Source organism: Salinisphaera sp. PC39 (assembly GCF_040361335.1).
In the GTDB taxonomy this organism is placed as follows: Bacteria; Pseudomonadota; Gammaproteobacteria; order Nevskiales; family Salinisphaeraceae; genus APNM01.
Map to the genome: position 1 here is coordinate 99,154 of NZ_APNM01000008.1, position 23,312 is coordinate 122,465.

The 23,312-nt window shown below is 69.4% G+C and carries 20 protein-coding genes and 1 pseudogene; 9 read left to right on the plus strand and 12 right to left on the minus strand.

The annotated features are described in order from the left end of the window. Positions 1-46: 46 nt before the first annotated feature. Both cobA and PC39_RS09470 read right to left on the minus strand, forming a co-directional pair. Positions 47-781, minus strand: a pseudogene (gene cobA, locus PC39_RS09465) (uroporphyrinogen-III C-methyltransferase); the annotation flags it as partial. A 64-nt stretch (positions 782-845) separates the two neighbouring features. Continuing rightward, a complete protein-coding gene (locus PC39_RS09470) occupies positions 846-1,667 on the minus strand; it encodes a sulfite exporter TauE/SafE family protein (protein ID WP_353253219.1) in 822 nt (273 codons plus the stop codon). A gap of 103 nt (positions 1,668-1,770) precedes the next feature. Here PC39_RS09470 and cysB point away from each other — a divergent pair, with 103 nt between their 5' ends. Next, a complete protein-coding gene (gene cysB, locus PC39_RS09475) occupies positions 1,771-2,751 on the plus strand; it encodes an HTH-type transcriptional regulator CysB (RefSeq protein WP_353253142.1) in 981 nt (326 codons plus the stop codon). 187 nt (positions 2,752-2,938) lie between these two features. Here cysB and serS read toward each other — a convergent pair whose 3' ends face one another. Next, on the minus strand, positions 2,939-4,219 hold the full coding sequence (gene serS / locus PC39_RS09480) for a serine--tRNA ligase (RefSeq protein WP_353253143.1): 1,281 nt from the start codon (positions 4,217-4,219) through the stop codon (positions 2,939-2,941). A 200-nt stretch (positions 4,220-4,419) separates the two neighbouring features. Here serS and PC39_RS09485 point away from each other — a divergent pair, with 200 nt between their 5' ends. The 3 genes from PC39_RS09485 to PC39_RS09495 are packed head-to-tail and all read left to right on the plus strand — an operon-like array spanning position 4,420 to position 7,249. Then, complete coding sequence (locus tag PC39_RS09485; protein WP_353253144.1) at positions 4,420-6,393, plus strand: sodium:solute symporter family protein; 1,974 nt, start codon at positions 4,420-4,422, stop codon at positions 6,391-6,393. 51 nt (positions 6,394-6,444) lie between these two features. Then, positions 6,445-6,678 (plus strand): hypothetical protein, encoded by a 234-nt coding sequence (locus tag PC39_RS09490; protein ID WP_353253145.1) that lies wholly within the window; start codon positions 6,445-6,447, stop codon positions 6,676-6,678. Then, a complete protein-coding gene (locus PC39_RS09495; RefSeq protein ID WP_353253146.1) occupies positions 6,671-7,249 on the plus strand; it encodes a tetratricopeptide repeat protein in 579 nt (192 codons plus the stop codon). Before PC39_RS09490 ends, PC39_RS09495 begins: the two co-directional genes overlap by 8 nt. 4 nt (positions 7,250-7,253) lie before the next feature. Here PC39_RS09495 and PC39_RS09500 read toward each other — a convergent pair whose 3' ends face one another. Continuing rightward, positions 7,254-7,421: a hypothetical protein gene (locus tag PC39_RS09500; RefSeq protein WP_353253147.1), complete on the minus strand. Its 168-nt coding sequence runs from the start codon at positions 7,419-7,421 to the stop codon at positions 7,254-7,256. Between the two features lie 116 nt (positions 7,422-7,537). Here PC39_RS09500 and PC39_RS09505 point away from each other — a divergent pair, with 116 nt between their 5' ends. After that, positions 7,538-11,092, plus strand: coding sequence for a PAS domain-containing hybrid sensor histidine kinase/response regulator (locus tag PC39_RS09505; protein WP_353253148.1), 3,555 nt, complete (start codon positions 7,538-7,540; stop codon positions 11,090-11,092). Position 11,093: 1 nt separating this feature from the next. On the opposite strand, the gene PC39_RS09510 is transcribed toward PC39_RS09505, so the two are convergent. The 5 genes from PC39_RS09510 to PC39_RS09530 all read right to left on the minus strand — a co-directional run bounded on the left by PC39_RS09510 (position 11,094) and on the right by PC39_RS09530 (position 16,638). Further along, positions 11,094-11,789: a response regulator gene (locus PC39_RS09510; RefSeq protein ID WP_353253149.1), complete on the minus strand. Its 696-nt coding sequence runs from the start codon at positions 11,787-11,789 to the stop codon at positions 11,094-11,096. A gap of 71 nt (positions 11,790-11,860) precedes the next feature. After that, positions 11,861-13,147, minus strand: a complete 1,287-nt coding sequence (locus PC39_RS09515) for a replication-associated recombination protein A (protein ID WP_353253220.1) — start codon at positions 13,145-13,147, stop codon at positions 11,861-11,863. Positions 13,148-13,190: 43 nt separating this feature from the next. Continuing rightward, entirely contained in the window at positions 13,191-13,592 is a 402-nt protein-coding gene (locus PC39_RS09520; protein WP_353253150.1) for a VanZ family protein, read from the minus strand. Next, entirely contained in the window at positions 13,589-14,230 is a 642-nt protein-coding gene (gene lolA / locus PC39_RS09525) for an outer membrane lipoprotein periplasmic chaperone LolA (protein WP_353253151.1), read from the minus strand. Before lolA ends, PC39_RS09520 begins: the two co-directional genes overlap by 4 nt. A gap of 71 nt (positions 14,231-14,301) precedes the next feature. After that, positions 14,302-16,638 carry a DNA translocase FtsK gene (locus PC39_RS09530; RefSeq protein ID WP_353253152.1) on the minus strand — a complete coding sequence of 779 codons (2,337 nt, stop codon included), beginning with the start codon at positions 16,636-16,638 and terminating at the stop codon, positions 14,302-14,304. A 183-nt stretch (positions 16,639-16,821) separates the two neighbouring features. On the opposite strand from PC39_RS09530, the gene PC39_RS09535 reads away from it, so the two are divergent. The 4 genes from PC39_RS09535 (at position 16,822) to infA (ending at position 19,407) form a co-directional block, all read left to right on the plus strand. Further along, positions 16,822-17,151, plus strand: coding sequence for a hypothetical protein (locus PC39_RS09535; RefSeq protein ID WP_353253153.1), 330 nt, complete (start codon positions 16,822-16,824; stop codon positions 17,149-17,151). Positions 17,152-17,232: 81 nt separating this feature from the next. Further along, positions 17,233-18,384: a GNAT family N-acetyltransferase gene (locus PC39_RS09540; RefSeq protein ID WP_353253154.1), complete on the plus strand. Its 1,152-nt coding sequence runs from the start codon at positions 17,233-17,235 to the stop codon at positions 18,382-18,384. 5 nt (positions 18,385-18,389) lie between these two features. Then, on the plus strand, positions 18,390-19,127 hold the full coding sequence (gene aat / locus PC39_RS09545; protein ID WP_353253221.1) for a leucyl/phenylalanyl-tRNA--protein transferase: 738 nt from the start codon (positions 18,390-18,392) through the stop codon (positions 19,125-19,127). 61 nt (positions 19,128-19,188) lie between these two features. Beyond that, positions 19,189-19,407 (plus strand): translation initiation factor IF-1, encoded by a 219-nt coding sequence (gene infA, locus PC39_RS09550; RefSeq protein WP_353253155.1) that lies wholly within the window; start codon positions 19,189-19,191, stop codon positions 19,405-19,407. 80 nt (positions 19,408-19,487) lie between these two features. Here infA and clpA read toward each other — a convergent pair whose 3' ends face one another. The 3 genes from clpA to plsX all read right to left on the minus strand — a co-directional run bounded on the left by clpA (position 19,488) and on the right by plsX (position 23,284). After that, complete coding sequence (gene clpA, locus PC39_RS09555; RefSeq protein ID WP_353253156.1) at positions 19,488-21,746, minus strand: ATP-dependent Clp protease ATP-binding subunit ClpA; 2,259 nt, start codon at positions 21,744-21,746, stop codon at positions 19,488-19,490. A 64-nt stretch (positions 21,747-21,810) separates the two neighbouring features. Beyond that, positions 21,811-22,134 (minus strand): ATP-dependent Clp protease adapter ClpS, encoded by a 324-nt coding sequence (gene clpS, locus PC39_RS09560; RefSeq protein WP_353253157.1) that lies wholly within the window; start codon positions 22,132-22,134, stop codon positions 21,811-21,813. 115 nt (positions 22,135-22,249) lie between these two features. Next, positions 22,250-23,284, minus strand: a complete 1,035-nt coding sequence (gene plsX / locus PC39_RS09565) for a phosphate acyltransferase PlsX (protein WP_353253158.1) — start codon at positions 23,282-23,284, stop codon at positions 22,250-22,252. Positions 23,285-23,312: the final 28 nt, after the last annotated feature.

Genomic DNA, 23,312 nt, shown 5'->3' on the forward strand with positions numbered 1-23,312 from the left:
AGGCGGTGTAATGAATGACGGGGCCGCCCGGCGGGGCGGCCCTTTTTCATGCCCGATACCAACCCAGCCGGCGATGCAGCCGCACCACCTCGCCCACGACGATCAGGCTGGGGCCGTGCGGCGCGCGCTCGGCCACGGCCTCCGGCAGACCCGCGAGGTCGCTGACCACGACCCGCTGGAACGGCGTGGCGCCGTCGATGACCATGGCCGCCGGCCAGTCCCGAGGCAGGCCGTGCTCGTAGAGCCGCCGGCAGATCAGATCCAGGGCGGTGCGACCCATGTAGAAGACCACGGTCTGGCCCGGTTTCGTGAGCGCGGGCCAGTCCAGGTCCAGGTCGCCCTCCTTGAGATGACCGGTGACGAACTGCACCGACTGGGCGTAATCGCGATGGGTCAGCGGGATGCCGGCGTAAGCGGCGCAGCCCTGGGCCGCGGTCACGCCCGGCACGACCTCGAAATCGATGCCGGCATCGGCCAATTCCGCGATCTCCTCCCCGCCGCGTCCGAAGATGAACGGATCGCCGCCCTTGAGACGCAAAACCCGCTTGCCCTCGCCCGCCAGACGCACCATCAGGACGTTGATGTCGGACTGCGGCAGGGTATGACGGCTGGCGCGCTTGCCGACGTGGATGCGCTCGGTGCCCTCGGGGATCATCTCCAGCAGCTCGGGGGCGATGAGACTGTCGTACAGCACCACGTCGGCCTCGCGCAGCAGGCGGGCCGCCTTCAGGGTCAGCAACTCGGGATCGCCGGGACCGGCGCCCACCAGCCAGACACGTCCCTTGTCAGACGCCATCGCGATCCAGAAGCCTCCGGTGTCGGGGATACCGCAACAGCTTAAGCCATCAGCCGGCGAAGGCGCTGGCGACGTTGTCGAAAAGCAGGCTGGCGCCGACCAGGATCAGCAGGCAGGCGATGGTCGGACGCAGCACACGGTCCGGCAGCTGGAAACCGAGCCGGGTGCCCAGGAAAATGCCCGGCAGGGAGCCGAGCAGCAGGTAGGCGAGCACCTCGAAATCGGTGGTGCCCAGGCTGATGTGCCCCAGGCCGGCCACCAGGGTCAGCGGCACCGCGTAGGCGATGTCCGAGCCCACGACCTTGACGGCGGGCAGGCGCGGATACAGCAGGAACAGCATGGTGGTGCCCAGCACGCCCGCCCCCACCGACGACAGCGTGACCAACACGCCCAGGAGTGCGGCGCCGGCGATGGTGATGGGCGTACGCAGGCGCCGGCGGACATCGGCGCCGGCCGCGGCCGGCACGGCACGATCGCTGACCATCGCCATCAGGCGCTGGCGGAACAGGGTCAGCAGCGCCGTGGCCACGACCGCGGCGCTGAGTGTCAGCGTCATGATCCGTTCCACGGTCTCGTCGATACCCACCGTGTGCAACGCCGCGATAGTGAGCAGGGCCGCGGGTACGCTGCCGGCCACCAGCAGCGACACGATGCGCCAGTCCACGGTCCGCTGGCGGCCGTGCAGCCAGACGCCGAAACTCTTGGTGCCGGCGGCGTACAACAGGTCCGTGCCCACCGCCGCGGACGGCGAAAAGCCGAACAGCAGGATCAGGATGGGGGTCATCAGCGAGCCGCCGCCGACCCCGGTCACGCCCACGGCGAAACCGACGACGAGACCCGCGAGGGTGAAACCGAACAAGCCCGCTTCGATCATGGGCGGCGACGATAGCAGCTACCCGTTTTAATAAAAAGCAATATATATTTATAATTTAATAACATTCCAATATATAAAACCGTCCGCGCGAGGTCCGATCATGAAACTGCGGCAACTGCTCTACATCCACGAGGTGGCCCAGCGCGATCTCAACATCACCGCAGCCGCCGAGCACCTGCACACGTCCCAGCCGGGCATCAGCAAGCAGATCCGGCTACTGGAGGACGAACTCGGGGTCCAGATCTTCGCCCGCAACGGCAAGCACCTGGATCGCGTCACGCCGGCCGGCGAGCGCATCCTGGAGATCACGCGGCGCATCCTCAACGAGGTCCAGAACGTCAAGCGGGCGGCCGACGAATTCCAGGCGGCGGATACGGGCGAACTGGCGATCGGCACCACCCACACCCAGGCCCGTTATGCCCTGCCTCCGACCATCCAGCGTTTCAAGCGCCGTTATCCCAGGGTGTCCCTGCATCTCAACCAGGGCTCGCCGCCCCAGATCGCGAGCTGGGCGGCCTCCGGGGAGGTGGATTTCGCCATCGCCACCGAGGCCATGGAGCACTTCGAGGAGCTGATCATGCTCCCCTGCTATCACTGGAACCGCGGCGTGCTGGTGCCGCCGGACCACCCCCTGGCGTCGGTGTCGCGTCTGCGGCTGCAGGACATCGCCGCACACCCGATCGTGACCTATACCTTCGGCTTCACCGGCCGCTCGCACCTGGACCAGGCCTTCGCCGCCCACGGCCTGTCGCCCAACGTGGTCCTGACGGCGGTGGACGCCGACGTGATCAAGACCTACGTCCGCCTGGGGCTGGGGGTGGGGATCGTCGCCAACATGGCCTACGACCCCGCCGAGGACGAGGACCTGGTGCGGCTGGACGCCAGCCACCTGTTCGAACCCAGCACCACCCACATCGGCTTCCGCCGCGGCACCTTCCTGCGCGGCTACATGACCGACTTCATCGAGATGTTCGCGCCGCACCTGACGCCGGAGATCGTGGAACGCGCGGCTGCGGCTCATCCCGGCGACGGCTATCGGCGGCTGCTCGACGAACTCTGGCCTCAGGTGCCACGCGAGTAATCGTGGGATACGTTTGCTGGGTGCCAATAAAAGCCATTAACCACAGAGACACAGAGCTCACAGAGGCAAGTAGGAAGTACTTGCACTAATGAGAGCAGGTCACGCAAGACGAATGTAAAAGCATTTCGTCCCCGACACTTCACACCTTTCAAATGCTCTGTGTCCTCTGTGCCTCTGTGGTTAGTCTTTATTCGGCACGCAGCACGGTGTCGCCGCCCATGTAGGGCTGAAGGGCCTCGGGGATGTGCACGCTGCCGTCGGCCTGCTGGTGGTTCTCCAGTAGTGCCACCAGGGCCCGCCCCACGGCCACGCCGGAACCGTTGAGGGTGTGCACGGGGGCCGGCTTGCCGGTCTCCGGGTCGCGCCAGCGGGCCTGCATGCGGCGGGCCTGGAACGCCTCGAAATTACTGCAGGAGGAGATCTCGCGGTAGGTGTCCTGGCTCGGCAGCCAGACCTCCAGGTCGTAGGTCTTGGCGGCCGCGGCGCCGATGTCGCCCGCGCACAGGGTCACCACGCGGTAGGGCAATTCCAGGCGCTGCAGGACGGTCTCGGCGTGGCCGGTGAGGGCCTCCAGGGTGGCGTAGGACTCCTCCGGGCGCACCACCTGCACCATCTCCACCTTCTCGAACTGGTGCTGGCGGATCATGCCGCGCACATCCTTGCCGTGGGCCCCGGCCTCGGCGCGGAAGCACGGCGTGTGCGCCACGAAGCGGCACGGCAAACGCTCCGGCTCCAGGATGCGCTCGCGCACCAGATTGGTGACCGGCACCTCGGCGGTGGGGATCAGATAGAAGTCCTCCGGGTCGGTCAGCCGGAACAGGTCCTCGCCGAACTTGGGCAACTGGCCGGTGCCGCGCAGGGATTCCGAGCGCACGATATAGGGCACGTACACCTCGCGGTAGCCGTGCTCGCGGGTGTGGATGTCCAGCATGAACTGGATCAGGGCGCGGTGCAGCCGCGCCAGCGGGCCCGAGAGCACCACGAAGCGCGCGCCCGTGATCTGTGCCGCGGCCTCGAAATCCATGCCGGCCAGACCCGCGCCGAGATCCACATGGTCGCGCACCTCGAAATCGTACGCCGCGGGCTCGCCCCAGCGCCGGACCTCGACATTGTCGTCTTCGCTATCGCCGTCCGGCACCGAGTCGTGCGGCAGGTTGGGCAACCCCCAGCGGATGGCGTCCAATTCGGCGGCCACCGCGTCCAGATCGGCCTTAGCCCGCGCCAGCTCGTCGCCCAGGCCCGACACCTCGGCCTTGAGCGGCTCGATATCCTCGCCCGCGGCCTTGGCCTGGCCGATCGCCTTCGAGCGCTTGTTGCGTTCGGCCTGCAGGTTCTCGGACCGGGTCTGCAGCTCGCGGCGGCGTTCCTCCAGGGAACGCAGCCGGTCGACGTCCAGGCGGAATCCCCGGCGGGCCAGTGCGGCGGCCACCGCCTCCGGGTCGTTGCGCAGCAGTTTGGAATCGAGCATCGCCTGCCCCGAGCATGGAACCGGCGCGCATTATAGGCGCCGTGGGGGACGCTTGCAGGCCGGGGCCGGCGCCCGCCGCCCGCGCTCAGACTAAAGTCGGGGCTGGCGTTCGCGCGGCGCTCTGCTACCTTGCGTACCGGGTGCGGGTGCCGCGGCGACGCGGCGCCGGGGAGACTGAACGATAAAGAGAGGGTGGAACCATGGACCCGAAAATCCTGTGGCTCATCGTTTTCGTGGGCCTCTACTGGTCATATTGCCTGTACATGGGCTTCAAGGGGATGGCCACCGCGAAAACGGCCAGCGACTACTTCATCGGCGGCCGCAAGCTGTCGCTGTGGGTGTTCGTCCTGGCGGGCACGGCGACCTCCTTCTCCGGCTGGACCTTCGTCGGCCACCCCGGCCTGCTCTACGTGGACGGCTTCCAGTACGCCTACGCCTCGTTCTACGCCATCACCATCCCGTTCACCGGCGTCATGTTCCTCAAGCGTCAGTGGATGCTGGGCAAGCGCTTCGGCTACGTCACGCCGGGCGAGATGATGTCCGACTACTTCCGCTCCGACCTGATCCGGCTGCTGGTGGTGCTGGTGGCGCTGATCTTCTCCATTCCCTACACCGGCATCCAGTTCCGCGCCTCGGGCTTCCTGTTCAACGTGCTCACCGACGGTGCCCTGTCGATCGAGGCGGGCATGTGGATGCTGTCGATGGTGGTGCTGGTGTACGTCGCCACCGGCGGCCTGCGCTCGGTGGCCTACGTCGACAGCGCCCAGGCCATCCTGCTGGCCCTGGGCATCGTCATCATCGGCTGCATCGCCCTGATCAACGTCGGCGGCTGGAGCGCGCTCAACGACGGCATCGCCACCCTGGCCCAGTACGACGGCAAGCGCACACCGGACGGGCATTCCCACTACGTGGCGATCCCCGGCGTGATCCAGTTCGTGAGCGAGGGCCCGTCGGCCACCGGCGGCGCCTGGACCGGGATCATGATCCTGACCTACATGTTCGCGCTGATGGGCATCCAGTCGGCGCCGGCCTTCAGCATGTGGGCCTACTCCAACACCGATCCGCGGCCCTTCCCGATCCAGCAGGTCTGGGCCTCGGCCCTGGGCATCGGCCTGATCCTGATGGTGTTCACGGCGATCCAGGGACTCGGGGCACACCTGCTCGGGGCCAACGCCGGCTTCCTGGCGGCCCATCCCGAGGCCGTGACCAACGTCTTCGGCCCCCTGCTGGACGGCCAGGACCTGATGGACTACGAGGGCAAGCAGGGCGCGCTGGTGCCGCAGTACATCAACCTGATGGGCGAGACCCTGCCCTGGCTCATGGGCCTGCTGGCGGTCTGCGCCCTGGCGGCGATGCAGTCCACGGGCGCCGCCTACATGTCCACCGCCGGCGGCATGCTCACGCGCGACATCCTCAAGCGCTACCTGATACCGAACGCCTCGCATAACGTGCAGAAACTCTGGGGACGCCTGGGCGTGGCATTCATCGTGTTCGCCGCCCTCTGGGTGGCGACCTCCGCCACCGACGCCCTGGTGCTTCTCGGCGGTCTCGCGGTGGCCTACGGCTTCCAGATGTGGCCCGCCCTGATCGCCACCTGCTGGTGGCCCTGGCTCACGCGTCAGGGCGTCAACGCCGGCCTGATCGCCGGCCTCGTGGCGGTCACCCTGACCGAGCGGGTCGGCGTGCAGTGGTTCGGCATCGAGGCCTGGGGCCGCTGGCCGCTGACCATCCACGCCGCCGGCTGGGGCATCATCTTCAACCTGGGTCTGGCCATCCTGGTCTCGGCGTTCACGCAGAATCCCGAGGACCGCGCCCGGCGCATGGTGTTCCACGATTTCCTGCGCGAGCACGCCGGCCTGCCGGCGGCCAAGAAGCCGCTGGTGCCGGTGGCCTGGATCGTGACCCTGGCCTGGTTCTTCTTCGCCATCGGTCCGGGGGCGGTGATCGGCAACACGATCTTCGGCGACCCCGGCGATCCCGCCACCTGGGTCTTCGGCATGCCTTCGATCTGGGCCTGGCAGATCCTGTGGTGGGTGCTGGGCGTGGGCATGATGTGGTTCCTGGCGATCCACATGCGCATGTCCACCATGCCGGAACGCGAGATCGAGGTGCTGCAGGAGGACATCGGCGACGTCGCCGGCGACACCGCCTCCGGCACGGTCGGCGGACGCTGAGCGGCGGCCGGCGCGGCTGCGTCCGCTCCGCCGCGCCGGTAACCTGATGCCATGCTGTATTTCTGGGGATCGGTGGCCGTGCTCGCGGCCCTGCTGTACCTGCCGGTCACGCGGCTGATCTGGGCGCTGTCGGTGCGGCGCCTGGAGCGGCGCCGCGGGGCGCCGCTGCACGAAGACGAGGTCCGCGGCCAGGGCACCCGCGCCCGCTTTCTGGGCGTGCTCATCAGCGCCGCCACCGCCCTGCTGTTCAACCTGCAGATGCTGGGATGGCCGCCGTATGGATGACCGTCTGTACGCCTTCCTGAAATACACCGCCATCGCGCTGGGCCTGCTCTGGCTAGGCTGGACCGCCTACGACGGTCTGTTCGCGCAGCGTGAGCCGGGCGATAACGCCTACCTGGCCGGCAACCGCGCCTTCAAGGACGGCGCCTACGAACGGGCCCTGGCCGCCTACGAGGACGCCCTGGCGACCGATGCGGGACATCTCCATGCCCTGCGCGGCAAGGCCCGCGCCCTGATGCAGCTCGGCCGCGACGAGGCGGCCCTGGCGGCCTACGACCGCGCCATCGGACGTGCCCCGGCCTTCGGACCCGCGTACGCCAACCGCGGCATCCTGAACGACCGCATGGGCCGGCACCGTCAGGCGCTGGCCGACTACGAGCGGGCCCTTGAGCTGGAGCCGGAACTGGCGCAGGGACCGGGCTGGCTGACCCGCTTCCTGCGCAACCAGCCGGAGAAGCCGCCGACCATCGCCGAGCGCGCGGCCTATCTGCGCACGGAGCTGGCCAAGCCCGAGGACGAGCGGCTGCTGCGCCTGAAGGAGGCGGACAACGCCCAGAAGCCGTATGAGATGTGACCTCTCAGAATACGTCCAGCAGCTCGCCGAACAGCACGCGCAGGCAGAACAACAGCGCGATACAGCCGAACAGCAGCCGCACCGTGTCGCTCTCCCCGGCCTCGTCGCGCCAGGTGATGCCGTGATAGGCGACGGCCGCGGTCGCCGCGACGAAGACGATATCCCAAAGCATGTCGGCCCGATCCCTGTCCTGCGGCGCGCCGGCGGCGGAACGGGCCGGCCGCGGCGCGCCTGCGGCCGGCCCGGCCGTTATCCTAGCAGCGGCGCGGACGCGCGGAGACCGGCGGCGTGAGCCCCTGGATCCCGATCCTGGCATCGCTGGGCTATGTGGCGGTGCTGTTCGCCATCGCCCACTACGGCGACGCCCGGGCCCGATCGCACGGCCGTGCCGGCAGCCGGCCGCTGATCTACGCCCTCTCGCTGGCGGTGTACTGCAGCTCCTGGACCTTCTTCGGCAACGTCGGCCGCGCGGCCTCCAGCGGCTGGGACTTCCTGCCCATCTATCTCGGACCGATCCTCGCGCTCGTGGTCCTGGCCCCGGTGCTGCGCAAGATGATCCGGGTCAGCAAACAGCAGAACATCACCTCGATCGCGGACTTCATCGCCTCCCGGTACGGCAAGACCCAGGGTCTCGCGGCGCTGGTCACGGGCGTGGCGGTGGTGGTCATCCTTCCCTACATCGCCTTGCAGCTCAAGGGCGTGTCCCTGGCCTACGACACCCTCACCGGCGGCGCCGCGAACGGTCCGGCGACCGGCGGCGACCCGCCCCCGCCCTGGCGCGACACCGCGCTGTACGTGGCCCTGACCATGGCCGCCTTCTCGATGCTGTTCGGCACCCGGCACGTGGACAACAGCGAGAGCCATCAGGGGATCATCTACGCCATGGCCTTCGAGTCGGTGGTGAAGCTGACCGCCTTCCTGGCGGTCGGCGCCTTCGTGACCTGGGGCCTGTTCGGCGGCGTCGGCGATCTGCTGGGCCGGGCCTGGCGGGATCCGCGGTTCGCAGCCATGTACGGCGGCGCATCGCCGATCACCAGCAGCTTCGTCACCACCACCCTGCTGGCGATGGGGGCGATCTTCTGCCTGCCGCGCCAGTTCCACGTGGCGGTGGTGGAGAATACCGACGTGGGCGACCTGCGCACCGCGCGCTGGCTGTTCCCGCTGTACCTGGCGGCGTTCGGGCTGTTCGTCATGCCCATCGCGGCGGCCGGCCTGCTGATCTTCCCGGACGGCGGCGTGAACGCCGACCGCTTCGTCCTGGCCCTGCCGCTGTCGGCCGACACCCACGGTCTGGCGCTGCTCGCCTTCCTGGGCGGCGTCTCGGCCGCCACCAGCATGGTGATCATGGCCAGCGTGGCGCTGGCGACCATGGTCTGCAACGACATGATCATGCCGGTGCTGCTGCGCCGCGGCGGCCCCGGACGCGACGGCGACGTCAGCGCGCTGCTCCTGGCGATAAGGCGCGGGGTGATCCTGGCGATCCTCGCGCTGGCCTATCTCTACTACCGTTACTTCGGCAGCTTCGCCACGCTGGCCGCCATCGGGCTGCTCTCCTTCGCCGGGATCATGCAATTCCTGCCGGCGCTGATCGGCGGCCTGTACCTGCGCGGCCTGGCGCGCCGGGGCGTGCTCGCCGGCATCGTGGCCGGATTCGGGGTCTGGACCTACACCCTGCTGCTGCCCGATCTCGCCGCGGCCGGCTGGATCGCCGAGACCCTGGTCCGCGAGGGTCCGGGCGGGATCGACTGGCTGCGGCCCCAGGCGTTGTTCGGGTTGACGCTCGGCGATCCGCTCACCCACGGCGTGTTCTGGAGCCTGTGCGCCAACATCGGCGTGCTGGCCGCGGTCTCCCTGAACGGCGGTCGCAGTCTGGTCGAGCGCATGCAGGCCACCGCGTTCGTGGACCTCGACAATCCCCGGCACACGGCCCAGGCCCTGCCCGCCCTGCACACCGCCGCCAACGTCGGCGACATGCAGGTCCTGCTGCAGCGTTTCCTGGGCCTGCAGCAGGCACAGGCGGCCCTGGCGGACTACGCCCGCCGGCACGAGGTGACGCTGCACGCGGGCACCCCCGCCGAGCCGCATCTGATCCGCTTCTGCGAACGCCTGCTGGCGGGCGTGGTGGGCAGCGCCTCGGCACGCCTGGTGCTGGTATCGGCGCTGCGCCACAAGGACCTCGCGATCGAGGATGTGGTGGACGTGCTGGACCGCACCGCCGAGGCGGTGCACTTCAACCGCACCCTGCTGCACGCCGCCCTGGACAACATCAGCCAGGGCGTCTCGGTGGTGGACGACCAGTTGCGCCTGGTGGCATGGAACAAGCGTTACCTGGCGCTGTTCGACTATCCGGAGGGCCTGGTCTGCGTGGGCCGCCCGGTGGCCGAGCTGATCCGCTACAACGCCGGACGCGGGGAATGCGGGCCCGGCGACGTCGAGGAGCACGTGCGCAAACGCCTGGACTTCATGCAGCGGGGCCGGCCGCACGTGTTCCAGCGGGTCCGCCGCGACGGCACCGTGCTGGAGATGCACGGCAACCCCATGCCCGGCGGCGGCTTTGTCACCACCTTCAGCGACATCACCGAGCACAAGCGCACCGAGGCGGCCCTGCGCGAGATCAACGAGACCCTGGAACAGCGCGTCGCCGAGCGCACCCGGGCCCTGTCGCGCGCCAACGCCGAGTTGCGTCGGGAAAACCGCGACCGGGCCCGCGCCGAGAGCGAGGCCCGCCGCGCCCGCGACGAGGCCGAGCGCGCCAACCTCAGCAAGACACGATTCCTGGCCGCGGCCGGTCATGACCTGCTGCAGCCGCTCAACGCGGCGCGGTTGTTCGCGTCGGCCCTGATCGAGGGCCGGTCCGGCGATCCCCGCGCCCTGGCGGGCAATATCGAGCGCTCGCTGCAATCCGCCGAGGAACTGCTCTCCTCGCTGCTCGATATCTCCAAGCTCGACGCCGGCGCCTGGGAGGTGGAGATCGCCGACTTCGGCCTCGACGCGATGCTGGACGGCCTGGCGGCCGAGTTCGGCGTGCTCGCCGCCGAGCGCGGCCTCGATCTGCGCACCGTGACCTGCCGTGCCGCGGTGCGCAGCGACCGCCACCTGTTGCGACGGATCCTGCAGAACTTCCTCGCCAACTCCGTGCGCTACACGGATCACGGCCGCATCCTGCTCGGTTGCCGGCGGCGCGGCGACAGCGTGGAGATCCAGGTCTGGGACACCGGTCCCGGCATCCCCGGCGATCAGCTCCAGGCCATCTTCGAGGAGTTCCACCAGATCGACCGCCCGCGCGGCAACAGCCGCGGGCTGGGGCTCGGCCTGGCCATCGCCGAACGCATGGCGCGCCTCCTGGATCATCCCATCGATGTCCGCTCGGAACCGGGACGGGGCACCTGCTTCTCCCTGCGCGTGCCCCGCGGCCGGCATCCCGCGGCGGCGCCCGCCGCGGGCGACTGGGCGCCGCCGGACGCCCTGGCCGGCCTGCGGCTGCTGTGCATCGACGACGACGCGGGCGTGCGGGACGGCCTGCAGGCGCTGCTCACGGGCTGGGGCTGCCGGGTCGATGTCGCCGCGGGACGCGCGGCACTGCCCGCGGATCCGCCGGACGCGGTAATCGTCGATTACCACCTGCGCGGCGAGGGCAACGGCCTCGCCCTGCTCGACGAGCTGCGCGAGCGCTGGGGCGACGAGCTGCGCGGCATCGTGATCACGGCGGACCGCGATCCGGCGCTGCGCCGCCACGCCCGGACGCACGGCCATCCGCTCCTGCACAAGCCGGTGAAGCCGGCCGCATTGCGCGCGGCGTTGACCCGCATCCTGCGCGACGGGCCGCGGGCCGCGGCGGTCTGAGTCAGCTACCGGGGGCGTCGGGATCGGATGCCAGGGCGCGCTGCGCGAGCGCGTCCCAGTCGATCTCCAGGCTGCGCGCGGCGATCACCGCCTGGGTCCGGGTGTAGACGCCCAGCTTGCGCAGGATCGCCGTGATGTGCGCCTTGACCGTGGCCTCGGAGATGTCCAGGTCGATCGCGATCTGCTTGTTGAGCATGCCCTCGGTGAGCATCAGCAGCACGCGGATCTGCTGCGGCGTGAGACTGCCCAGACGCCGGGCCGTGTCGTCGGCCGCGGTGGTGCCCCGCCGCGCGCCCTGCTGCCCGCCCGGCACCCACACGGCGCCGTCCAGCACCGCCGTCAGGGCCTCCACGATGGTGCCCATGCCGGCGGACTTGGGGATGAAGCCCGAGGCACCGTGATCGATCGCACCGCGCACCACTTGCGGGTCTTCGTAGGCCGACACCACCACCACCGGCAGCCCGGGCTGGCGGCCGCGGGCATAGACCAGTCCGGCGTAACCCCGGCAGCCGGGCATGTTCAGGTCGAGCAGCAGCAGGTCCGCGTCGTCGTGACTGTCGATCGCGTCCTGCAGGGCCTCGAACGTGGCCACCGACACGATCTCCGCGCCGGTCACGACCTGCGTGACGGCCTGCTCCAGCGCGGAACGGAACAGGGGGTGATCGTCGGCGACGATGATGGTGTCGGCTGTGGCCATCGCGGAGCGTATAGCTGGCTGCGGACGCACAGCCTAGCGCACCCGCGCGGCGGCCGCGCGCGGCACGACCGTCAGCCAGCCGTGTCATCCTCGCCGCGCAGCCGGGCGAGCTTCGTCCGGATCCTGGATTCGAGGCCGCGGTCGACGGGCTCGTAGTAGCGGGTGCCGGCCAACTCGTCCGGCAGGTAGGTCTCGCCCGCGGCGTAGGCATCCGGCTCGTCGTGGGCGTAGCGATAGCCGGCGCCGTGCCCGAGCCCCTTCATCAACTTGGTGGGGGCGTTGCGCAGGTGCAGGGGCACCTCCAGGCTGCCGCGCTCACGCGCGTCGCGCAGGGCGGCGTTGTAGGCGGCATACACGGCGTTGCTCTTGGGCGCGCAGGCCAGGTAAGCCACCGCCTGGGCGATCGCCAGCTCGCCCTCCGGGCTGCCCAGGCGTTCGAAGGTCTCCCAAGCATCCAACGCCAGGCGCAGGCCCCGCGGATCGGCGTTGCCGATATCCTCGCTGGCGATGCGCACGACGCGGCGCGCCAGGTAGAGGGGATCGCAGCCGCCGTCGAGCATGCGGCAGAGCCAGTAGAGGGCGGCGTCGGGATCGGTGCCGCGCACCGACTTGTGCAGGGCCGAGATCTGGTCGTAGAAGTAATCGCCGCCCTTGTCGAAGCGACGCAGACCCTCGCGCAGGACCTCGTCCAGATCGGTTTCGGTGATTTCCCGGGCCCCGTCGTCCGCGTCCTCCTCGGCACGGATCGCGGCCACGTCCGCGGCCAGTTCCAGCAGGTTGAGGGCGCGCCGGGCGTCGCCGTCGGCATGCGCCGCCAGGCGGTCCCGCAGGGCCTCCGCCATGGTCACCGTCCCGCCCAGGCCGCGCTCGCCGTCCGCCAGGGCGCGATCGATCAGGGCCCGGATGTCGCCGGCGTCCAGGGATTTCAGGACATAGGTGCGGGCACGCGAGAGCAGCGCGTTGTTGACCTCGAACGAGGGATTCTCGGTGGTGGCGCCGACCAGGGTCACGGTCCCGTCCTCGACGTAGGGCAGCAAACCGTCCTGCTGCGCCTTGTTGAAACGGTGGACCTCGTCGACGAACAGCAGCGTACCCCGGCCGCCGGCGGCGCGTGCTTCGCGGGCCTCGGCCACCGCCGCGCGGATATCCTTCACGCCGGCCATCACGGCCGATATCTGCACGAAGCGGATATCCGACAGCTCGGCCAGGAGCCGCGCCAGGCTGGTCTTGCCGGTACCCGGCGGCCCCCAGAGGATCATGGAATGCAGACGGCCGGCCTCCAGCGCCCGGCGCAGGGGCTTGCCCGGCCCCAGGATATGCGCCTGTCCGGCGAAGTCGGCAAGCGCGCGCGGCCGCATGCGGTCGGCCAGCGGCCGACCCGCCTCCGCGCCGCCGTCGCGCTCAAGCCCGATTTCGTGTTGCCGCGACACGGCCGTCAATATATCCCAGGCAGGGCGCGACCAGCGGCCGCGCCAGGGCCAGACCCACTCCGACGCCGGCGACATCGGCGACCCAGTCCATCAGTTCCGCGCTGCGGTAGCCGGTCAGCCACTGCAGCGCCTCGATAACCAGCCCCAGCACGGCCAGGCCGGCCGCCACGGCGGCGTAGCGGCCCATGCCGAGCACCGCCCCGAACCAGCCCGCCAGCAGGGCGAAGGCGGCGAAATGCAGCAGCTTGTCGATGCCCGCACCGCCGGCGACCCCGGGTTGCGGCCAAAGACAGCCGACCAGGAGGATCGCGATACCGGCATAGCCCAACCCGCGCCACAGCCGGGCCAGCCGGAGGTCGCGGCCGGCCGTCACGGCGCATTCCCCGACCCGCGGGCGTCGACCACGTCGACGTCCTCGGGCACTTCCAGGGTGAAGCGCCCGTCGTCGATGCCGGTATTCACGCGGATATCGTGGAAACGGATGCGGGTGGTCTGGCCGAGCTGGTCATCGAGTTCCAGGCTGACCGGGCGGCCACTTCTCAGGCCCATGCGTATCTCGCGGAAATCGCTGTCGTCGGCGCGGGGGATCAACCGTACCCAGGTCAGATCGTCCCCCTTGCCGGCCAGGGTCTCCATGGCGAAGGCCTGGTCCAAATCGGCACCGCCGGCCAAGAGTTGGGCCGGGGTCGTGCGCAGCGTGTCGTCCACCGCGCGCACCGTGACCTGGGCCAGGTCGACATCATAGAAACGGAAGGCGCTACCGTCGCTGACGATGATCTGGCGGTACGGCTCGCGGTATTCCCAGCGGAAACGGTCCGGCCGGTCGAGCAGGAAGATGCCGGCGGCCGATTGCAGGACCTCGCCGTCGGCGTCGACCTGGACCTGCTCGAAGTCGGCCCGCAGATCGTCCACCTCGGTGTAGAAATCCGCCAGGGCCCGCGGCTGCGCCGTGGCGGCGGTCGCCGCGCATACGGCCAGCAGGCCGGCGAGAAACTGTCGTGCGATTCGCATAGATATCCCTGTGGGGGTGCCTGTCACCCAGCCTAGGCGGAACGGCTGAACGCTGTCTGAACCGGCCGCGGTCAGTCCGCGGGCGGCGGGGGCGCCAACACCTCGCGGCTGCCGCCGCCCTCCAGCGGCCCTACGACGCCGGCCGCCTCCATTTGTTCCACCAGGCGCGCGGCCCGGTTGTAGCCGACCCGGAGTCGCCGCTGCACGTAGGAGATCGAGGCCTTGCGGCTCTGAGTGACCACCGCCACCGCCTGGTCGTAGAGCGGATCGTCCTCCTCGCCGTCGCCGCCGGCCCCGCCGCCGCCGTCGGACTCCGGAACGCCGGCAAGGATTTCCTCGTTGTAGTCGGGGGCGCCCACCTGCTTGAGGTACTCGACCACCTTGTGGACCTCGTGGTCGTCCACGAAGGCGCCGTGCACGCGCGCGGGCATGCCCGTGCCCGGCGGCAGGAACAGCATGTCGCCGTGGCCCAGCAGGCTCTCGGCGCCCTGTTGGTCGAGGATCGTGCGCGAATCCACGCGCGAGGCCACCTGGAAGGCGATGCGGGTGGGGATGTTGGCCTTGATCAGGCCGGTGATCACGTCCACCGACGGCCGTTGCGTGGCCAGGATCATGTGCAGACCCGCCGCGCGCGCCTTCTGCGCCAGCCGGGCGATCAACTCCTCCACCTTCTTGCCGACCACCATCATCAGGTCCGCCAGTTCGTCGACGATCACCACGATCGCGGGCAACGGCTCCAGGGTCGGCACCTCGGTGTCGTCGTCGTCGCCGCGGGCGGCCTCGACCAGCGGGTCCGGGATCGGCTTGCCGCGCGCGGCGGCCTCCGAGACCTTGCGGTTGAAGCCGGCGATGTTGCGCACGCCGAGGCTGGACATCAGCTTGTAGCGGCGCTCCATCTCGGCCACGCACCAGCGCAGGGCGTTGGCCGCCTCCTTCATGTCGGTGACCACCGGCGCCAGCAGGTGCGGGATGCCCTCGTAGACCGACAGTTCCAGCATCTTGGGGTCGATCATGATGAACCGCACCTGCTCGGCCGTGGCCTTGTAGAGCATGGACAGGATCATGACGTTGATCGCCACCGACTTGCCCGAACCGGTGGTGCCGGCGACCAGCAGGTGCGGCATCTTGCCCAGGTCGGCGGTGACCGGCCCGCCGCCGATATCCTTGCCCAGGGCGAGGGTCAGGGCCGAGCCGCCGTTGGCGTAATGGCGCGACTCGAACAACTCGCGCAGGGCCACGATCTCGCGCTCCTGGTTGGGGATCTCCAGGCCCACCACGGACTTGCCCGGGATCACCTCGACCACGCGCACGCTGATCGTGGACATGGCGCGGGCCAGGTCCTTGGCGAGATTGGTGAACTGGTTGACCTTGACGCCGGGGGCCGGATCCAGCTCGAAGCGGGTCACCACCGGGCCCGGCTGCACATCCACCACCTTGGCCTGGACACCGAAGTCGGCCAGGTGCTGCTCCAGCTCCCCGGACAGGCGTTCCAGCTCGTCGGCGGCATAACCGCGCACCGACTGGCGCGACGAATCCAGCAGGTCCGTCGGCGGCAGCGGACTGTCCTTGCCCGGGTCGTAGGCGGGCACGGTCGGTGTCTCCGGCTCCGGGTCCATGGGCAGGTCGAGCTGGGCGGCGCGCTTGCCCTTGTCGGCGGATTTGGCCGGCAGCTTGGGCTCGCGGCGCGGCTTGGCGGGCTTGGCCGGTTTCGCGGCCTGCGCCGCGGCCGCCTTGCGCCGCCGCTCGGCCCGTTTCTCCCGCGCCTCGCGCCAGCGCGCGACCGCCGTGCGCCACAACCACGCACCGCCCTCCAGGACGGCGGTGCCCACCCGCTCGGCCACGTTCAGCCAGGAGAAGCCCAGACCGGTGGAAAGCGTGATCACGAACACCGTGATCAGCAGCCAGGCCGTGCCGGCGGTGTTGAACACGCCGCGCAGGGCCCCGGCCACGCTGGCGCCGAGGATGCCGCCGCTGCCCTGGGGCAATCCGTGGGCGGCCTCGATCGCCAGCGTGACCAGGCCGCAGCCGGCGGTCAGCCAGAGCAGCAGCGAGCCGGAGCGCACCCCCAGGCTGAAGGCGTCGCCGCTGGGCTGACGGCCGCCCAGGAACACCAGCCAGCCGCCGTAGAGGATCAGCCAGGGAAAGACGAAACCGAGATAGCCGAACAGGCTGAGCAGGACGTCGCCGAACCAGGCACCGGGGACGCCGAACAGATTGTTCACCGGGCCGCCCTGACCCAGACGCGACCAACCCGGATCGGCGGGGTCGTAGCTGACCAGCGCCGCCAGCAGGAACAGGGTCAGGGCCGCGGCAGCGAACAGGACCGCCTCCCGCAGCAATCGTCCCAGCCGCTGCCGGTAGCGGCTGGACTGCGCCGCCGCCGCGCGTCGCTGCGGGGCCCGCGCCATCAGGCGCCCCCCGCCGCGCGCAAGCCCGCGATGCCGTCCCTTGCCGCGCCCGCCGGGCGGCGATCCTCGCTGATGACGCCGTTACGCATGACCGGTCATTATAACGGCAGGAAGCTTGAAAGCGTGGGGTTCGGGCGCATATTCCTGGTATCCGATGGTACCGGTTCCAGACCGGGGGACGACATGACCGTTCGACACTTTCTGTTGACTCACGACGACAGCATCGAGGAGTTCTCCGAGGAGGAGGCCGCCCGGGTCGCCAGCGGTGACACGCCGCTGCCGCGATTCGCGGACAAGCGCCTGCGCTATCTCCAGGTCTCCGTCGAGCAGGCCGACGAATCCGGCCAGATCCAGGTGCGCACCGTCGGCGCCGTGGTCGGCTTCGACGAGGAGGGCCGACTCCAGGAGGCCGCCGCGCCCGAGGACGAGACGGAGTTCACCAGCTTCGAGCACGACGCCTGCGTCCAGTTCGCGCTCAAGGATACGGTACCCGGGCGCTACGCGCTCAATTGACGGTACCCGCGGCCGGCGGACGATTGGTGATCCGCGACTGATGGGTCACAATCGCCCCGTCCCTGCGATCGCGAGTTGCCCATGGCGCGCACCCGGCTGGCGGCCGGCATCGACGAAATCGGCGGCGAGGAGTGGGATGCCCTGCTCGACGCCGACGATCCCGGCTACCCTTTCCTGCGCCACGGCTTCCTGCGCACGCTGGAGGCGACCGGCTGCGTCGGTCCCGGCACCGGCTGGGAGCCCCGGCACCTGACGCTACGCGACGACGCCGGCCGGCTGCTCGGCGCCGTGCCGCTCTTCCGCAAGCGCCATTCCTTCGGCGAATTCGTGTTCGACTTCGCCTGGGCGCACGCCTATCACCGGCTAGGGCTGGACTACTACCCCAAGTTGGTCGCGGCGGTCCCGTTCACGCCGGTGACGGGACCGAGACTGCTGGCCGCGGATGACGATACCCGCCAGGCCCTGGCCCGGACCCTCGCCGGGCTGCCGGCCGCGGACGGCGCCTCGTCGCTGCATCTGCTGTTCCCCCGGGCCCGCGACCGCGCGGCGGCGGCCGCGGCCGGGGCGATCCTGCGCCGGGACTGCCATTTCCTGTGGCGCAACCGGGACTATCGCGATTTCGACGATTTCCTGGCCCGGCTGTCGGCCAAGCGGCGCAAACAGATACGGCGCGAGCGGCGCCGGGTGGCGGAGGCCGGCATCCGCGTGCGGACGGTCCCGCCCGACGAGGTCGACGACGATCTGCGGGAACGCATCTACGCCTTTTACGCCCGCACCTACCTGATACGCGGCCAAGCGCCCTATCTCACCCCGGATTTCTTCCGCCGGATCGAGACGGCCCTCCCGGATCGGGTACGCTATTTCCTCGCCTGCGAGGGGACCCGTCCGGTAGCCGCGGCCTTCATGCTGGTCGGCGACGACACCCTCTACGGTCGGCACTGGGGCAGCCTCGCCGACTACCACAGCCTGCATTTCGAGACCTGCTACTATGCCGGCATCGACTATTGCATCGAGCACGGGCTGGCGCGCTTCGACGCCGGCGCCCAGGGCGAGCACAAGATCCGCCGCGGTTTCGAGCCCGCGGCCACCTACTCCGCCCATTTCGTGGTCGAGCCGGCGCTGCGCGGCCCCATCGCCGACTTTGTCGACCGGGAGGGCGGGTTGATCGCCGACTGGCACCACGAGCAACGGCGCCGCTGCGCCTTCCCCGACGCCGACGAGATCGAAACGTGACCGCGCTGCGACTCTACTGGCTGGACCCGGCGACACCGGACGCGCCCTTCCCCGATCCCGCGCTGGCGCTGACCCAGCCCAACGGCCTGCTCGCGATGGGCGGCGACCTGTCCCCGACACGTCTGCGCAATGCCTACGCCAACGGTATCTTCCCCTGGTACAACCCGGAGGAATCGATCCTGTGGTGGTCGCCCGACCCGCGGGTCGTGTTCGCCACCGACGGTGTGCATGTATCCCGCCGGCTGGCGCGGACGCTGCGCCGCGCGGATTACGCGGTCACCCTGGATCGCGATTTCGACGGCGTCCTCACCGGTTGCGCCGGCCCCCGGCGTCATCAGCCGGGCACCTGGCTGGGCGCGGAGATGCGCGCCGCCTACCGGCGGCTGTTCGACACGGGCGACGCCCACTCGGTCGAGGTCTGGCGCCACGGCGAACTGGTCGGCGGCCTCTACGGCGTGGCCCACGGCCGGATGTTCTTCGGCGAGTCGATGTTCTCGCACGTTCCCGACGCATCCAAACTGGCCCTGGTGCATCTGGCACGGCAACTGGCGGCCTGGGGCTTCCCGCTGATCGACGGCCAGGTCGGCTCGCCGCATCTCTACCGCATGGGCGCCTTCGACCTGCCGCGTCCGCGGTTCATCGCCTGCCTGCGCGAATACGGCGCCCTGGCATCGCCGCCCGCACCCTGGCGCTTCGAGCTCGATGTACCCCGCAACGAGGCGCACCTGCCGCCGCGCAATTGAACCGGCCCGCGCTTTCCCCGATAATGCCGCGCTTCACCTCAAGAGGTTTCGCAACGACTACATGGCGAAGGAAGACCACATCGAAATGGAAGGCACGGTAGTGGAGACGCTGCCGAACACGACCTTCCGCGTGAAGCTGGAGAACGGGCACATCGTGACCGCCCATATCTCCGGCAAGATGCGCAAGCACTACATCCGCATCCTGCGCGGCGACAGCGTGACCGTGCAGTTGACCCCGTACGACCTAAGCAAGGGGCGGATCACCTATCGGGGGCGTTGAGACGCCCGGTGACTCGTGACTCGTGACCGGTGACCCGCGCCGTCAAATCACGAATCACCAATCACTGATCACCAGTCTCGTTAGGCGCCCACGGGCTCCCGGGGTTTAACCTCGAGTTCCAGGCTGTCCCCGGCTTCCCGCACGATCACCTCGCCGCCGCCGGCCAGGCGGCCGAACAGCAGTTCCTCGGCGAGCGGCTTCTTAATGTGATCCTGGATCACGCGCGCCATCGGGCGCGCGCCCATCTTGGGATCGTAGCCGTGCTCGGCCAGCCAGCGGCGGGCACCCGCCTCCACGGTCAGGTCCACGCCGCGGCTCTCGAGCTGGGCGTCGAGCTGCAGGATGAACTTGTCCACCACCCGGTCGATGGTGTCGCCGGCGAGCGCGCGGAACTGGATGATGGCGTCCAGCCGGTTGCGGAATTCCGGCGTGAAGCTGCGCCGGATGGCCTCCAGGCTGTCGGTGCTGTGGTCCTGGTCGGCGAAGCCGATGCCGCGCCGGGCCATGTCCTCGGCGCCGGCGTTGGTGGTCATCACCAGGATCACGTTGCGGAAATCCGCCTCGCGGCCGTTGTTGTCGGTCAGCTTGCCGTGGTCCATCACCTGCAGCAGCAGGTTGAAAACGTCCGGATGGGCCTTCTCGATCTCGTCCAGCAGCACCACGGAATGCGGCTGCTTGGTCACCGCCTCCGTCAGCAGACCGCCCTGGTCGTAGCCCACGTAACCGGGCGGCGCGCCGATCAGGCGCGACACGGTATGGCGCTCCATGTACTCGGACATGTCGAAGCGGATCAGGTCCACGCCCAGGTGCAGCGACAACTGTCGGGTGACCTCGGTCTTGCCGACGCCGGTCGGACCGGCGAACAGGAAGGAACCGATCGGCTTGTCCGGGTTGTCCAGACCGGAGCGCGCCATCTTGATCGCGCTGGACAGCGTCTCCACCGCCTCGTCCTGTCCGAAGATCACCAGCTTGAGGTCTCGTTCCAGGGTGCGCAGCACGTCGCGGTCGGAGCGCGAGACGCTCTTCGGCGGGATGCGCGCGATGCGGGCCACCATCTCCTCGATGTCGCGCACCTGGACGGTCTTGCGCCGCTTGGCGCTGGGCCGCAGGCGCAGCCGGGCGCCGGCCTCGTCGATCACGTCGATGGCCTTGTCCGGCAGGTAGCGGTCGTTGATGTGGCGAGCCGCCAGCTCCGCCGCCGCCTCCAGCGCGGTGCGGGTGTAACGCACCTGGTGATGCTCCTCGAAGCGCGACTTGAGTCCGTTCAGGATCTGCACGGTGTCGGCGATCGAGGGCTCGGTGACATCGACCTTCTGGAAGCGCCGCGCCAGGGCACGGTCCTTCTCGAAGATGCCGCGGAACTCCTGGTAGGTGGTGGCGCCGATGCAGCGCAGCTCGCCCGAGGCGAGCATGGGCTTGATCAGGTTGGAGGCGTCCATCACGCCGCCGGACGCCGCGCCGGCGCCGATCACGGTGTGGATCTCGTCGATGAACAGGACCGAGCCCTTGCGCTTCTTGAGCTGCGACAGCACCCCCTTGAGGCGCTTCTCGAAGTCGCCGCGGTACTTGGTGCCGGCGATCAGCGCGCCCAGGTCCAGGGCGTAGATGGTGCTCTCCGAGAGCACGGAGGGCACCCGGCCCTCGACGATCATGTGCGCCAGGCCCTCGGCGATGGCGGTCTTGCCCACGCCGGCCTCGCCCACCAGCAGCGGGTTGTTCTTGCGGCGCCGGCAGAGGGTCTGGATGACGCGCTCGATCTCGTGCTCGCGGCCGATCAGCGGATCGATCCGGCCCTCGGCGGCGCGCTTGTTGAGATTGGTGGCGTACTGCTCGAGCGGGCTGCTGCCCTCCTCGGCGGCCTCGGCCTCCTTCTCGGGCGCGGCGCCCTCTTCCTCGCGCTCGCCGGCCACCTTGGAGATGCCGTGGCTGATGTAGTTGACCACATCCAGCCGGGTCACGCCCTGCTCGTTGAGCAGGTAGACGGCGTGCGCGTCCTGCTCGGAGAAGATGGCCACGAGCACGTTGACCGCGCTGACCTCCTTCTTGCCGGAGGACTGCACGTGGTAGACGGCGCGCTGGAGCACCCGCTGGAAGCCCAGCGTGGGCTGGACCTCGTGGTCCTCCTCGTCCTGGACGACCGGCACGTGGGTCTCGATATAGGCCCGCAGCTCGCGCTCGAGCTGCTGGATATCGGCGTTGCAGGCCTGCAGGACCTCGACCACGGCGGGGTTGTCCAGCAGCGTCAGGAGCAGATGCTCCACGGTGAGCATCTCGTGATGCTGCCGGCGCGCCACCATGAATGCGGCATCGAGTGCGGTCTGCAGTTCCTGGCTCAGCATGGCGGCGGTACCTCGAAAATAGCGACTCCGACGGTTTCCAATGTGACGGCTGACGCGGTTCGACTCAAGCTCTCTCCATGGTACACAACAGCGGATGCTGGTGGGCACGCGCGTACTCGTTCACCTGCATGGTCTTGGTCTCGGCGATCTGCGCGCTGTAGGTGCCGGCGACGGCCTTGCCGCGGGTATGCACGGTCAGCATCACCTGCACGGCCTGGTCGCGCGGCAGGGAGAAGAAGCGCTGGAGCACTTCGACGACGAAGTCCATCGGCGTGTAGTCGTCGTTGTGCATCACGACGCGGTACAGGGGCGGTTTCTTGACGCGCGGTTTCGCCTCCTCGACGGCGACGCCGGCGTCCGAGCCCTGCTGGGGATGATTGGCGCTCATGATCGCGATCCATGTCGCGTGACCGAACCTCCGCGTATTCTACCAAGCCACCTGACGGTTGGATGCCGCGGCGGCGCGGAAGTTCGATCCTGAATGACGGGGAAAGTCGGCGGCGTCAGGCGATGGCCTCGGCGCTCTCCCCCAGGGCCGACGCCAGGAGATTGCTGATGCGGCGGGGCACCGCCTGCCGCACCTCGACCACCGCGGTCTCGATCGCGCTGGTGAAGGCGATGGCGTCGGCGTTGCCGTGCGACTTGATGACGATGCCCTGCAGGCCCACGAAGCTGGCGCCGTTGTAGTTGCGCGGGTCCACCCGTCGCCGGAAGGCCTTGAGCACCGGCATGGCGCAGAGCGCCGCGGCGCGAGTGAGCAGGTTGCGCGAGAACTCCTCCCGCAGGTACTCCCCGATCAGCTTGCCCAGGCCCTCGCTGGTCTTGAGGGCGACATTGCCGATGAAGCCGTCGCAGACCACCACGTCCACGTCGCCCACGTAGATATCGTTGCCCTCGACGTAGCCGATGTAGTTGAGATTGCTGGCGGAAAGGAGGCGGCCGGCGGTCTGGATCTGCTGGTTGCCCTTGATCTCCTCGGAGCCGATATTCAGCAGGCCGACGCGGGGACTGGCGATGCCGTGCACCGCGGTGGCCAGCACCGAACCCATCACCGCGAACTGGAAGAGCTGCTCGGGGGTGCACTCGGCGTTGGCGCCCAGATCCAGCATCAGCGTGTGGCCGTTGCGGGACGGGATCGGCGATATGATCGCCGGCCGGTCGATGCCCGGCAGGGTCTTGAGCACGAAACGGGAGGTCGCCATGAGCGCGCCCGTGTTGCCGGCCGACACGCAGGCATCGGCCTCGCCCGCATGCACCCGGTCCAGGGCCACGCGCATGGACGAGTCCTTCTTGGTGCGCAGCGCCTTGGAGGGCGACTCCCACATGCCCACGACCTCGGAGGCGTGCTGGATGCGCAGCCGCTCGGATTCCTGCGACCGGTGCTCGGCCAGGGAACGCTCCAGGGCGGGGCGGTCACCGACCAGGAGCAGGTTGAGGTCGGCGTGCCGCTGCAGGGAGGCCAAGGCCGCGGGCACCACCGCGTCGAGACCGTGGTCCCCGCTCATGGCGTCCAGGGCGACGGTAATGCCGGCGCTCATGCTCAAGACAAAGACCCGGACGGCGCCG

Excerpts from the sequence above, each read along its gene's own strand:
- cysB (WP_353253142.1), top strand. The coding sequence starts at position 1,771 with ATGAAACTGCGGCAACTGCTCTACATCCACGAGGTGGCCCAGCGCGAT.
- serS (WP_353253143.1), bottom strand. The coding sequence starts at position 4,219 with ATGCTCGATTCCAAACTGCTGCGCAACGACCCGGAGGCGGTGGCCGCC.
- PC39_RS09485 (WP_353253144.1), top strand. The coding sequence starts at position 4,420 with ATGGACCCGAAAATCCTGTGGCTCATCGTTTTCGTGGGCCTCTACTGG.
- PC39_RS09490 (WP_353253145.1), top strand. The coding sequence starts at position 6,445 with ATGCTGTATTTCTGGGGATCGGTGGCCGTGCTCGCGGCCCTGCTGTAC.
- PC39_RS09495 (WP_353253146.1), top strand. The coding sequence starts at position 6,671 with ATGGATGACCGTCTGTACGCCTTCCTGAAATACACCGCCATCGCGCTG.
- PC39_RS09500 (WP_353253147.1), bottom strand. The coding sequence starts at position 7,421 with ATGCTTTGGGATATCGTCTTCGTCGCGGCGACCGCGGCCGTCGCCTAT.
- PC39_RS09510 (WP_353253149.1), bottom strand. The coding sequence starts at position 11,789 with ATGGCCACAGCCGACACCATCATCGTCGCCGACGATCACCCCCTGTTC.
- PC39_RS09515 (WP_353253220.1), bottom strand. The coding sequence starts at position 13,147 with ATGCGGCCGCGCGCGCTTGCCGACTTCGCCGGACAGGCGCATATCCTG.
- lolA (WP_353253151.1), bottom strand. The coding sequence starts at position 14,230 with ATGCGAATCGCACGACAGTTTCTCGCCGGCCTGCTGGCCGTATGCGCG.
- PC39_RS09530 (WP_353253152.1), bottom strand. The coding sequence starts at position 16,638 with ATGGCGCGGGCCCCGCAGCGACGCGCGGCGGCGGCGCAGTCCAGCCGC.
- PC39_RS09535 (WP_353253153.1), top strand. The coding sequence starts at position 16,822 with ATGACCGTTCGACACTTTCTGTTGACTCACGACGACAGCATCGAGGAG.
- PC39_RS09540 (WP_353253154.1), top strand. The coding sequence starts at position 17,233 with ATGGCGCGCACCCGGCTGGCGGCCGGCATCGACGAAATCGGCGGCGAG.
- infA (WP_353253155.1), top strand. The coding sequence starts at position 19,189 with ATGGCGAAGGAAGACCACATCGAAATGGAAGGCACGGTAGTGGAGACG.
- clpA (WP_353253156.1), bottom strand. The coding sequence starts at position 21,746 with ATGCTGAGCCAGGAACTGCAGACCGCACTCGATGCCGCATTCATGGTG.
- clpS (WP_353253157.1), bottom strand. The coding sequence starts at position 22,134 with ATGAGCGCCAATCATCCCCAGCAGGGCTCGGACGCCGGCGTCGCCGTC.
- plsX (WP_353253158.1), bottom strand. The coding sequence starts at position 23,284 with ATGAGCGCCGGCATTACCGTCGCCCTGGACGCCATGAGCGGGGACCAC.